This is a genomic window from Spirosoma sp. (assembly GCF_026391055.1).
In the GTDB taxonomy this organism is placed as follows: domain Bacteria; phylum Bacteroidota; class Bacteroidia; order Cytophagales; family Spirosomataceae; genus Spirosoma.
Genome location: NZ_JAPLET010000026.1, coordinates 108,015 through 120,444 on the forward strand (window position 1 = coordinate 108,015; position 12,430 = coordinate 120,444).

Sequence of the window (12,430 nt, forward strand, 5' to 3'; positions counted from 1 at the left end):
AAGCACTTACGAATAACCAATCACTACTAACCAACAACTATTTACCAGCCACCAGCCAGGTGGCCAATTCTTTGGCGGCTTGGAAGTTCTGGAATTTGGCGGGTATACGGCGCCCATCGACATACTCATTGTAGAGCCAGGGATCACCCACGGCAAACACTCTGCCCTTGCCCACTGTGGCCATACCTATGATAATGTCGCCACCGTCGGTCACAGCGGCTTTGGCAGGAGCCTTCACAGCGAGGGGAGCCAGTTCTTTGATGTAGACCGTCCGGGTGGTCGGAAAGATAGACTGCCCTCCGGCGGGAATCGAGATTGTTCCCTGGTCCCACTGCGTGCCCTGTACCATGTTCCGGTTTTTGGGCAGAAACTGCATGCCAAAACGAGCGGCTAGCTTGTTGAAGTTCACATGCTCGCAGTTCGACGTGTCGTTGGCCATCAGCACCAGCGTACCACCAGCCTGCACCCAATCAGCAATAGCATTGATATCCGTTTCACGAACGTAATTGGGTTTCGCGGTCTCCTTTGGTGTATCGGGATCGACAATGATGTAGACGTCTACTCCCTGCAGAGATGCGGCCGTTGGTGCCCCCGAAACGGTAGCGGTTTTGGCACCCAGATTCCGGAAGATGGTTCCCCACCAGTAAAAGCCCGAATGCATCTGGTCTTCCCAGGTGTAATGAAACGGTTCCTGCTCACCCGTTGCCCCTTTCCGAAACTCGTGATTGAAGTAGTTATCGACGGCCACGGTTTTCCCTTTGGCGATGCCCCGCTCAGCAGCTATTTCCATTTCCACGCTGGCCATGATGAACGGACCAACGCCTTTCAGATCATCCTGACGCAATGGCTCGCTCAGATAGTACTCATAACTCCCGTCGCGGTACGGATTTCCACCCAGGCCGCTTACCAGTACTGTCTTTTCGAGGTGAATCTGGCCTTGGGCATCGGTTGTAATAAAGTTTTTCAGAATACCGGCATACCCTTTTTGAGTCGACGCCCATAGTGAAGCAGGTAGATACCCCATCCGGATACCCTTCGCCAGGGCATACACGAACATCGACGTTCCTGATGCTTCGATGTAGTTTCCTTTATCACCAAGTCGGTCGGTAACCTGATACCAGCAGCCGGTTTTTGGGTCTTGGTATTTTACGATAGCAGGCATGACACGCTGCAATATTGCCACCAATTCACCCCGGCGCGGGTGCGACTGCGGTACATAGTCGAGCGCATCGACGAGCGCCATTACATACCAGCCTATAGAACGGCTCCAGAAGTTGGGCGACTTGCCCGTTTGCTTATTGGCCCATTTCTGCTCCCGGCTTTCGTCCCAGCCATGATAAAGCAAACCCGTTTTTTCGTCGCGGGCGTGGTTCTCCATCCACACAAACTGGTTGACGATATCGTCGAAGTTCTTGTCATCGCCATACAGGCTGGTATACTCCGCGTAGAACGGCTCGGCCATGTACAGGCCATCGAGCCACATCTGATACGGATAGCGCTTCTTATGCCAGAAACCGCCTTCCTTCGTGCGCGGCTGTTGAGCGAGCTGCTTCCGGAGCACCTCGGCAGCTTTGCGGTATTTTGCGTTGCCCGGCAGCGATTGCTGCGCAAGCAGAAGCAAAGCCCGGCCGGGGGTTACAAAATCAATATTGTAATCATCCATTTTGTAAGTTCGGATATCGCCGTCGGCGTTTACATACCGGTCCATATTTTTCTGGATGTACTGAAAATACCGGTCATCAGCCGTGCGATACCAGACCTGTTCCACAGCTTCGAGCAGTACCCCCATTTCATACTCCCAGCGGGCGTCTTTACCTTCCTTGACATAAGCAATGGAATCGGCATTATTTGCCATGATCGTAGCCACCATTCGTTGTGACCAGGGGGTATCGCGCCCGGCTTTCTTAACCGTCGGCTGCGCCAGCGTCGCGTAGCTCACAAGTAACAGACTGCCCAATAGACTAAACTTCATCGTACTTAATTCATGTTTTACCTTGAATAACGTACTCAAGGGAAATTCTACCCAAACATACAAAAAAGGAAATCACTCCATGAAGCTGTATACGGCAGCATAGCCGAAGAAAAGGGCTGGAAATTGCCGTAAAAGAACCCAAAACGGTATATGCCTGTTACCAAAAAAGATAATAGCCTATCATTTTTGTGTACCGTATACGTTTAGTAAGTTTATTTGCTGTTTAGCCGTGTTGGCGGTGTATACCGGTCTTTTTTGACAATGATTCATCAACTTTCACTTACCTTACCTCCCGAACTGGCCCTGGACGAAACTGTTTTCCGGGAACAGGCCTTAGCGCATCTCTCACTGCCCAACACGACGGACATCGTCGTGCGTAAACGTCGGCAGTCGATAGATGCCCGTAACCGGCAGGTTCGGGTAAAAGTCGATGCCGACGTTTATGCCGGAGAAACCCCTCCCCCGCTTATTCAATACCAGAAACCCCAAACGGATGTGAGCCGTGCACCTAAGGCTATTGTAGTGGGGGCTGGTCCTGCCGGCCTGTTTGCGGCCCTGCGTCTAATTGAGTTAGGCATCAAACCCATCGTGCTGGAACGCGGCAGCGATGTACGCGCCCGACGACGTGACCTGGCGGCTATCAACAAAGACCATATCGTTAACCCTGAGTCGAACTATTGCTTCGGCGAGGGCGGAGCCGGAACCTATTCGGATGGTAAATTATACACCCGCTCCACCAAACGGGGCGATGTTCGGCGGATACTGGAAATTTTCGTAGCGCACGGAGCCACCGAACAGATTCTGGTCGATGCTCACCCGCATATTGGCACAAACAAACTGCCTAACGTTGTGACGGACCTCCGCGATAGTATTCTGAAAGCGGGGGGTGAAGTTCGATTCGATACAAAAGTTACGGACTTGATTCTGGCCGGTAACGAGTTAAAAGGCGTTGTGCTGGCTAACGGTGACTCACTTACGGGCATTGGTGTTATTCTGGCTACGGGCCACTCTGCCCGCGACATTTTTTATCTGCTGCACCAACGACATGTGCTGATCGAAGCCAAACCGTTTGCCATGGGTGTTCGTATTGAGCACCAGCAGAGCCTGATTGACCAGTTTCAGTACCATAGACCAACCCGGGGTGATTATTTACCGGCCGCTTCGTATAGCCTAATAGCACAAACACGTTTCAAAGGTATTGAGCGGGGCGTTTTCTCATTTTGTATGTGTCCGGGCGGGTTTATCGTTCCGGCAGCCACGGCACCGGGCGAACTGGTCGTTAACGGCATGTCGCCATCGCGCCGGGATTCGCAGTTTGCTAATTCGGGACTGGTCGTTGCCATTGCGGACGAAGACCTGCAACCCTACGCCGATGAAGGACCGCTGGCGGGTTTGGCCTTACAGCAGGACCTCGAACGGTGGGCATGCCGAATGGGCGATGGTCGACAAACAGCACCTGCCCAGCGCATAGCCGATTTTGTGGATGGGCGCGTGTCGAACCAGCTTTTGCCAACGTCCTACCAGCCAGGTTTGGCTTCGGTAGATATGAGTGAAGTGCTGCCCGATCATATAGCGCAGCCGCTGCGGCAGGGCCTGCGGGACTTTGGACGGAAAATGCGTGGGTACATGAGTAACGACGGGCAGGTAATTGGTGTTGAAAGCCGAACCTCTTCGCCCGTTCGTATTCCCCGTCACCGCGAAACCTGCGAGCATGTGCAGGTAAGCCGCTTATTTCCCTGCGGTGAAGGAGCAGGGTATGCCGGGGGTATTGTTTCGGCGGCCATGGATGGAGAGCGCTGCGCCGAGGAATTGGTTAAATTGTACAAAAAAGGATTGTAGCTTCAGGTTCTTGAAAGGCGAGTCAACTTTTCATATTTCAGATTGTTACAAGCATAAACGAACTATTGACACATAACCGCTGAGCCGTTGACCCGTTACCTATAAATCCTGAACTGACTAATGATTGGCACCAGTTTCCATACCTTCTCCGAACATCTGCGCCAACGCTTACAAAAGCCGTTGCCTGGTGAAGACGCCCATAAGAAAATGGCGTCGACAGCCCGGTATAGGCTCGGTATCAAACCGAATGAGCGGACGCGCCGGAGTGCGGTGCTGATTTGCTTTTACCCATACCAGAACTCGATTTATCTGCCCCTGATTCTCAGGCCCCAATATGACGGTGTTCATGCCGGACAAATGGCTTTTCCGGGTGGACGGATGGAGCGCATTGACGAAAACCTCACGCGCACGGCCTTGCGGGAAGCACAGGAAGAGGTGGGCATTCGGGTGTCTGACGTGAAAGTGCTTGGCCTACTGACCGAATTGTACATTCCTCCCAGCAACTTCTACGTTCAGCCGGTGGTAGGCGTCCTCCCCTATCGGCCAGACTTTTATCCAGACCCCCGCGAAGTAGAGGCCGTCGTGGAAGTAGACCTGGATACCCTGCTGGACGAAACCATCGTTGGCGACAGCCAGATCGACGTCCGGGGTGTAACGGTCGATGCCCCTTTTTATCAAATACAGGGGTATCGGGTTTGGGGGGCTACAGCAATGATGATCAGCGAACTGCTCATGGTCATTGACTAGCCTCAACGGGGATTGCCACTAAACTTATTCTACCCGTTAACTCTAGTTAATAGGTTAAGAAACAAAAGTTTAGCCTTCCGGGCGTACCACCAAAAATTACTGAATTAAGTAATTCCTGAATGTCACGCCTATGCCTATACGCCTAAGAATTCAGTCTTACATTTCTTAGTCTATTCATAACCAATCAGTAAGCGTACACTTCTATTAAAAAAATGCACTTACCTACTTGTTTGGCATAAGGAAATATACGGATTCTACGTTTATCTTTTCAGCCGTATGAGTCTCAATAATCCGCACAAAATCCATTCATATTCAATTAGCTACCGATTGTTATAGTCGTCATCCTTAATAGCTTTGTAGTTCAAGAACAAACGCGGCTACTTAGCCGTTTAATTATAGGCCCTTCTGACTATATTTTCCTGTGAAAAGATGGATTGCTATCGTTCTCGTCGTTTTAGTACTCGGCGGGATAATTGTGTACAACAAGGTATTACACCCCGCCCCGGGCGCATCGGCAGGCGGGGGTGGCGGTAAAGGTGGATCCGACGCTAAAGGTGGACCCGGTGGCAAAGGCGGACCCGGCGGACCGGGGGGGGGCGGACCAACGAACGTGAACGGCTATGTGGTTATATCTCAGAACCTGCGCGAAGATATTGTTTCCAGTGGCTCGCTGCTACCAAATGAGCAGGTTGACATTTACCCCGAGATTTCAGCCCGAATTACGCAGCTTAACATTAAGGAAGGTATGCCGGTAGCCAAAGGAGCTTTGCTGGTCAAACTCTTTGACGCCGACCTGAAGGCCCAACTTCAGAAACTGCAAGCCCAGGCCGATAATGCCCGCCGTACCGAAGAACGAAATAAACAATTACTGGAACGGGGTGGTATCAGTCAGCAGGAGTATGACATTGTTACAACAAATTTACGCTCCTCCCTTGCCGACATCGAACTGGTAAAAGCGAACCTGCAACGAACAGAGATCAGAGCACCTTTTTCGGGGGTTATTGGCCTTCGTAACGTAAGTGCCGGAGCCGTTGTGTCGCCCAATACGCTCATTGCCCGTCTGCAACAGATATCATCACTTAAACTTGATTTCTCTATTCCAGAAAAATACGGCCCGGCAGTACATAATGGCAGCCAGATTTCGTTCATGGTAGACGGAAGCGGTCAGTCAAGTCAGGGTGTTGTTTATGCTATCGAGCCGGGGGTTGAGGAACAGACACGTAACCTACGTATCCGGGCCAGAGTCAATAATACGGGCGTTGAAAAAGGACTACCCCGTTTCCGTCCGGGTTCATTTGCGCGGGTAACCTTAACGATTCAGAACGAACAAAGCCTGGTTGTTCCTACACAGGCCATTATTCCACAAACTCGAACCAATCAGGTTATTCTGGTGAAAAATGGCAAAGCCCTTTTTAAGGATGTAAGAACCGGTTTGCGTACCGCCGGCAGCATACAGATTTTATCTGGCTTACAGAAAGGGGATACAGTAGCAACGACGGGTTTGCTGTTTTTAAAGCCAGACTCCCCCGTCAAGATCAACAAGGTGATTACCCTGCCAGCGACAGGGGCTGAGCCTAAAGTAGCAGTCAAGTAAAATGGGAATACAGACTACTAAAACCCGACAACATAAACTCAACCAATCATGAGTCTCCCCGAGCTTAGTCTGAATCGACCGGTTTTTGCCATGGTGATGTCTATTGTCATCGTCCTTTTTGGCATTATCGGTTTCACTTTTCTGGGTGTTCGTGAGTACCCGGCTATCGACCCGCCAGTTATTTCGGTACGAACAAACTATACCGGTGCCAACCCCGATATCATTGAATCGCAGATTACAGAACCCATCGAGAAATCGCTGAACAGTATTGAAGGGATTCGTACAATCTCGTCAAACAGCGCGCTTGGTGCCAGTACCATCACAGTCGAGTTTAACCTCGATGCCGATCTGGAACAGGCCGCCAACGATGTACGCGATAAGGTAGCCCAGGCCCAACGGCAACTGCCGCAGGATATCGACGCCCCACCGGTGGTAACAAAGGCCGATGCCAACTCCGATCCTATTATTTTCATGACTGTTCAGAGTACTACCCGTAATCCAACCCAACTGTCGGATTACGCCGAAAATGTACTTCAAGAACGTCTGCAAACCATTCCGGGGGTTAGTCAGGCCAATATCTATGGCTTGAAGCGTCAGGCCATGCGTCTTTGGATCGACCCGATTAAATTATCGGCTTATAAGCTAACCTCTCAAGACATACAGTCGGCATTGAACGCTCAGAATGTCGAGTTGCCTAGCGGTAAGGTATACGGTAATAACACCGAATTAACGGTAAAAGCGGTAGGTCGCCTAACAACCGAAGATGATTTTAACAACCTGATCCTTCGTCAAACGAGCAACCAGATCGTTCGTTTCAAAGATGTTGGATATGCAACCATCGGTGCGGAGAACGAAGAAACTATTTCTAAACAGAACGGTGCAGTAGGCGTTATTCTGGCGCTTATTCCTCAGCCAGGTGCCAACTATGTGAGCATTGCCGATGAGTTCTATAAGCGCTTCGACCAACTCAAAAAAGACCTTCCCGAGGATATCATCGTGAGCATAGGCGTTGACCGGAGTACATTTATCCGACGCGCCATAGAAGAAGTAGGCGAAACGCTGCTTATTTCGTTTGTGCTGGTCGTACTGGTTATTTACTTCTTCTTCCGCGACTGGCTCATCGCATTCCGTCCGCTGATCGACATTCCGGTGTCGCTTATCGGGGCCTTTTTCATCATGTATGTGGCGGATTTCAGTATCAACGTGCTGACTCTGCTCGGTATCGTTCTGGCAACGGGGCTTGTGGTCGATGATGGTATTGTGGTAACGGAGAATATCTTCAAGAAGATCGAGCAGGGGATGGATACCAAGGAAGCCGCCCGCGAAGGTTCTAATGAGATTTTCTTTGCCGTTATTGCAACCAGTGTGACGCTGGCTATCGTGTTCCTGCCCATCATATTCCTGGAGGGCTTTGTGGGTCGTCTGTTCCGCGAATTTGGTATCGTTGTTGCTGGTGCCGTATTAATATCGGCCTTCGTTTCGCTAACGCTTACGCCAGTACTCAGTGTAAAGCTCACCAGCAAAAACCACGGCCGGTCCTGGTTTTACCGAAAAACGGAGCCCTTTTTCGAATGGCTGGATAATTCCTACCGGTCGTCATTGAACAGCTTCATGAAAAAACGGGCCTGGGCGTTTGTCATGATTGGCGCCTGTCTGCTTTTCATCTTCGGACTTGGCTCTATGCTCAAATCGGAACTGGCCCCGCTCGAAGATCGTAGCCGGACCCGCCTGGTTATTACTTCGCCTGAAGGAACAAGCTATGAAGCTCAGGCATCCCTAACAGACAGGGTCATGCAGTTTGTACTCGATTCTATCCCCGAAACCAAATTAGCCTTCAGCGTCGTAGCACCTGGTTTTTCGGGGGCAGGCGCGGTTAACTCCTCTTTCGTGATGGAGAACCTGGTAGACCCCAGCGACCGCAATCGGTCTCAGCAGGATATTGTCGATTTCATCAATAAAAACCTCAAGAAGTTCAACGAGGCCCGAATGTTCGCCACTCAGGATCAGACCATTCAGGTTGGTCGGGGTGGTGGCTTACCCGTTCAGTTCGTAATTCAGAACCTGAACTTCGAGAAATTACGTGAAAAACTGCCAACGTTTCTGGACGAAGTAGCCAAAGATCCAACGTTCCAGAACTCCGACGTGGACTTGAAGTTTAACAAACCTGAGCTGAACATCAGCATCGACCGTGAGAAAGCCACGAACTTAGGTATTTCAGTACAGGACGTTGCCCAAACGCTACAGCTTGCGCTCAGTAACCGGCGTCTGGCTTATTTCCTGATGAACGGAAAACAATATCAGGTGATTGGACAGGTAGACCGTGCCGACCGTGATGCACCGGTCGACCTGGCGTCTTTTTATGTACGTTCCAATCAGGGTCAACTTATTCAGTTAGACAACCTTGTTAAATTTCAGGAAGTGAGTAGCCCGCCCCAGGTATACCACTACAACCGCTTTAAATCGGCAACGGTATCGGCAGGTCTGGCACCCGGCAAAACCGTTGGCGACGGTGTAGAAGCTATGCGCGCTATTGCGGCTCGTACCCTCGACGAGAGTTTCCAGACAGCCCTTTCCGGTCCTTCCCGAGATTATGCCGAGAGTTCGTCTAACACGTTGTTTGCCTTTGGCCTAGCCTTGATTCTGGTCTACTTGATTCTGGCGGCCCAGTTCGATTCATTTATGGATCCCCTCATTATTATGATCACCGTACCCCTGGCGCTCGCCGGTGCCGTATTCTCACTCTGGATGTTTAACCAAACACTGAATATCTTCAGCCAGATCGGGATTATTATGTTGGTTGGTCTGGTTACGAAGAACGGTATCCTGATTGTTGAATTTGCCAATGAACAGCGAATGACAGGCAAGAACAAGTTCGAAGCAGCCGCAGAATCGGCTGCACTGCGGCTCCGCCCTATCCTGATGACCACGCTTGTGGCGGCTTTTGGTGCCCTACCACTGGCCCTTGCCTTGGGTTCAGCCTCAAAAAGCCGGGTACCGCTGGGTATCGTCATTGTAGGAGGACTGATGTTCTCTCTCGTTCTAACGCTTTATGTGGTGCCGGTTATTTACACCTATATGTCTCGCAGAAAAGATGTTCAGCCGGAAGACGATCCAAAATCGGAAGACAAGGAAAAACCGACAGAACTGGAAGTGCATGCTTAATAGACTGTCAGCATAAACCACCCCCAAAGATTTAGTGGGCTAATATACCAATACAAGTGCAGGGACGACTAATCACCAATAGGGATTAGTCGTCCCTTTTTTCTTTTTCTAGTGCTGTCAGCTGTTTTTTATACTTTGCTAAATCCCATTTTACATTCCATTCGCTCGCATATTCGCGGATTGGCTCCAGACCCACTTCAGCTCGGCGTTTGTCTACCTGCTCTAGATCTAACAGTGGAAAACATAAGCTTTTCTACGGCAATCCTGCCCGATCTGACGCCAATCTCATTCTAACCGAGCCAACCGTATCGATCAATAATTGCATGTACTTTACGCAAATTCACTGAATCCGTTTGGCTCAGTTTGTCGCGCACCGTCTGAAAGTCGTTTGATAAAATACCTTTTGTTTTAATTATATCTTCAAGCCTCGCCCGCCCCTCCAGTCTAGTTGCGCAAAACCGGCTTGTTATACTGCTCTTCCTCTCGTTCTTGGTTCTTTTTGACCAGTAATATCAACTTTACCCAACGAGGATCGGAATGTAATTGAGTAAGATCTTTATCAACGCGTAGATGGGTGTAATCAGCGAATTGAGTTACTGTTGCAATACGCTCTAAGTTGAAGAAGGCACAATCGGCATAGCCTGTCTACGCCCGTGAGCAAGCGGCATCATAGCGATCTTCCCGGTAACCCTTCCCTCCGAGTACAGTAAAAGCAGCCGTATAAGTCAGAGCTGACTTTTTATAACTCCGGGCTTTGTAATACTCCTGCGCTTTTGAATTAGCAAATCGTATTTATTTGTTTGAGGCTGAGTTTGGACTATTTCCTTGTTAAACGCTACTGCGGATAACCACATCGTACCAATCAAAACATTCGCTTGCCTGGACTTATCGATTTACAACTTGATCTCGTTTGATGATGCAGGAATCTAAGAAATTTGCGTAAATCATATAATTTTAACTAAAAAGCTACCTTATCATGTTAAGTAAGCTGTCTCATTTAGATGTCTCGATATGGCTTACAATCTAACTGCAAGTTGCGCCCGAACTGGTAGCCGATGTGCGTGCTTCCCAGAAAAACACAGGCAGACTAGTTAAATGAATGAGTTTTTTTGCTTATTTACTAGTCGAGCCATTTGTAAACTCGGCTCATTGCACGATAACAAGCACACATGAAACGCTTTCTTCTGGTTTATTTACTTCTGGCAGTACGGGTAGCTTTTGCTCAAACAGCCGTTGATGTTGACAAAGAATTTGCCTTTGCAGCGAAGCAATATGCATTAATGCTGAAAAGCCATCCTGATACGACCCGATTTCCACAGTCAACCAAGCCCGATGGCTCTCCTGATGACCGGAAATCTGATTGGTGGTGCAGTGGTTTTTTTGGTGGCTCACTCTGGCACATCTACGAACGGACCAACGATCCGATGTGGAAAGAAGCGGCTAACAAATGGACTATGGCTGTGGCAAAAGAACAATACAATACGGGTACGCATGACCTGGGCTTTATGCTATACTGCCCGTTTGGCAACGGCTATCGGCTTACCAAAAATGAGGCTTACCCTCCCATTTTGCTGACCGGTGCCAAGTCATTATCGACCCGCTTTGACCCTAAAGTGGGTGTGATCAAATCCTGGAACAAATTTCAGACGTACGATTATCCGGTTATCATTGATAACATGATGAATCTTGAATTTCTTTTCTGGGCCGCCAAACGATCAGGAAATAAGGAATTTTACAACCTCTCGGTCACTCATGCCGATAACACCATAAAAAACCACTACCGACCCGACTACAGTAGTTATCACGTGATCTGTTACAATCCCGATGGAACGGTGGCCGCCAAGAAAACGGCGCAGGGCTATGCCGATAACTCAGCTTGGGCCAGAGGTCAGGCGTGGGGATTGTATGGTTTTACGGTCATGTATCGGGAAACGAAAGACAAGAAATATTTGGAGCAGGCCCGTCATATTGCCGACTTCTATTTGAATCACCCTAATCTCCCCGCCGACAAGGTCCCATACTGGGATTTCAATGCCCCTAACATTCCAAATGAAGAGCGTGATGCCTCTGCTGCCGCCATTACCTCAGCCGCTCTGCTCGAACTCTGCACGTATGGCGGTCCATCGGCCAAAACATATTACCAGGCAGCGGTAAAAATGCTGGAAAGCCTGTCAAGCCCGGCTTACAAGGCCAATCTGGGCGAAAACAACAACTTTATTTTGAAACATAGTGTAGGACATAAACCGGCCAAAAGTGAGGTAGATACGCCCATTGTCTATGCGGATTACTATTACCTGGAGGCTCTCCTGCGTTACGATGCGCTGCGGAAAAAGAATACATTCCGTTCGTAAGACCAAGTGCTAAAAAAGAGGGGCTGATCGTGCGATCAGCCCCTCTTTTTTAGCACTTATTACCCACTAATTTTTACGAGTCGACTGAATGGTAATGATGGTTGGTGCCGATTGGTAAAAATCATACAACGAAAGCCCAAGCAACTCGTGACTGATGGCACTCAAATGGGAATGATCATTTAACAGAAAATATTCTTCTCTTGGCCGGATAATCGAGTCTGTATCGAAAACGCTTACCAGACGCTTATCAGCTTCCTGCAACGCGACCGCACGACCGCGTCGCTGCAGCCAGCGCCTGACCCGATCCTGACTGGTTAGTGGGGTTACTAACAGCACATTGTGCCGATAAGGTCGGAGTTGATTCAGCAGGACTGAAATAGCCATACGCTCCCGAAAAGGCCATACAAGCGAAAGCAGTGCTGTTCCTACCGATTTCAGCCGGTAATTAAAACTTGACTGACCGGTTATTTTTAACTCGGCACAGACCGCAGGAACATAGGCAACCGTTGCAGGAGCCAGTTGAGAATCAGGAACCTGTACTAATGTGTGGTCCAACTGAAGTATAATAAGATCATACTGGTTCAACGGCAATCGTGCCAGTGTAGCTATCGTCTGCGACATGGAAAGGTGGGCATACGCGTCCACAGATACTGCCCGTCCGGTACGACTGATCTGGCGGATAAAGTGACCCACATAACTAAGTTTCCCGGCGGACAGTCCATAACCGTAGGTATGTTCGTCGCCAATCACTAACACGTTCATTAG

Annotated in this window: 7 protein-coding genes; 5 read left to right on the top strand and 2 right to left on the bottom strand. The window is 49.5% G+C overall.

The annotated features are described in order from the left end of the window. Window positions 1-37 precede the first annotated feature (37 nt). Entirely contained in the window at window positions 38-1,972 is a 1,935-nt protein-coding gene (locus tag NT073_RS23660; RefSeq protein ID WP_297378611.1) for a DUF4350 domain-containing protein, read from the bottom strand. A 261-nt stretch (window positions 1,973-2,233) separates the two neighbouring features. Between NT073_RS23660 and NT073_RS23665 the strand changes: the two genes are divergently transcribed. The 5 genes from NT073_RS23665 to NT073_RS23685 all read left to right on the top strand — a co-directional run bounded on the left by NT073_RS23665 (window position 2,234) and on the right by NT073_RS23685 (window position 11,665). Continuing rightward, on the top strand, window positions 2,234-3,811 hold the full coding sequence (locus tag NT073_RS23665; RefSeq protein ID WP_297378614.1) for an FAD-dependent protein: 1,578 nt from the start codon (window positions 2,234-2,236) through the stop codon (window positions 3,809-3,811). 120 nt (window positions 3,812-3,931) lie between these two features. Continuing rightward, window positions 3,932-4,558, top strand: coding sequence for a CoA pyrophosphatase (locus NT073_RS23670; RefSeq protein WP_297378617.1), 627 nt, complete (start codon window positions 3,932-3,934; stop codon window positions 4,556-4,558). Window positions 4,559-4,979: 421 nt separating this feature from the next. After that, entirely contained in the window at window positions 4,980-6,152 is a 1,173-nt protein-coding gene (locus NT073_RS23675; RefSeq protein ID WP_297378620.1) for an efflux RND transporter periplasmic adaptor subunit, read from the top strand. A 48-nt stretch (window positions 6,153-6,200) separates the two neighbouring features. Then, entirely contained in the window at window positions 6,201-9,314 is a 3,114-nt protein-coding gene (locus tag NT073_RS23680) for an efflux RND transporter permease subunit (protein WP_297378623.1), read from the top strand. A gap of 1,169 nt (window positions 9,315-10,483) precedes the next feature. After that, window positions 10,484-11,665: a glycoside hydrolase family 88 protein gene (locus NT073_RS23685; RefSeq protein WP_297378626.1), complete on the top strand. Its 1,182-nt coding sequence runs from the start codon at window positions 10,484-10,486 to the stop codon at window positions 11,663-11,665. A gap of 66 nt (window positions 11,666-11,731) precedes the next feature. Here the strand turns inward: NT073_RS23685 and NT073_RS23690 are convergent, their stop codons facing one another. Further along, window positions 11,732-12,427 carry an SGNH/GDSL hydrolase family protein gene (locus tag NT073_RS23690; protein ID WP_297378627.1) on the bottom strand — a complete coding sequence of 232 codons (696 nt, stop codon included), beginning with the start codon at window positions 12,425-12,427 and terminating at the stop codon, window positions 11,732-11,734. Window positions 12,428-12,430 lie beyond the last annotated feature (3 nt).

What these genes read in the sequence shown, in the direction of transcription:
- NT073_RS23660 (WP_297378611.1), bottom strand. Translation starts at nt 1,972, where the DNA reads ATGAAGTTTAGTCTATTGGGCAGTCTGTTACTTGTGAGCTACGCGACG.
- NT073_RS23665 (WP_297378614.1), top strand. Translation starts at nt 2,234, where the DNA reads ATGATTCATCAACTTTCACTTACCTTACCTCCCGAACTGGCCCTGGAC.
- NT073_RS23670 (WP_297378617.1), top strand. Translation starts at nt 3,932, where the DNA reads ATGATTGGCACCAGTTTCCATACCTTCTCCGAACATCTGCGCCAACGC.
- NT073_RS23680 (WP_297378623.1), top strand. Translation starts at nt 6,201, where the DNA reads ATGAGTCTCCCCGAGCTTAGTCTGAATCGACCGGTTTTTGCCATGGTG.
- NT073_RS23685 (WP_297378626.1), top strand. Translation starts at nt 10,484, where the DNA reads ATGAAACGCTTTCTTCTGGTTTATTTACTTCTGGCAGTACGGGTAGCT.
- NT073_RS23690 (WP_297378627.1), bottom strand. Translation starts at nt 12,427, where the DNA reads ATGAACGTGTTAGTGATTGGCGACGAACATACCTACGGTTATGGACTG.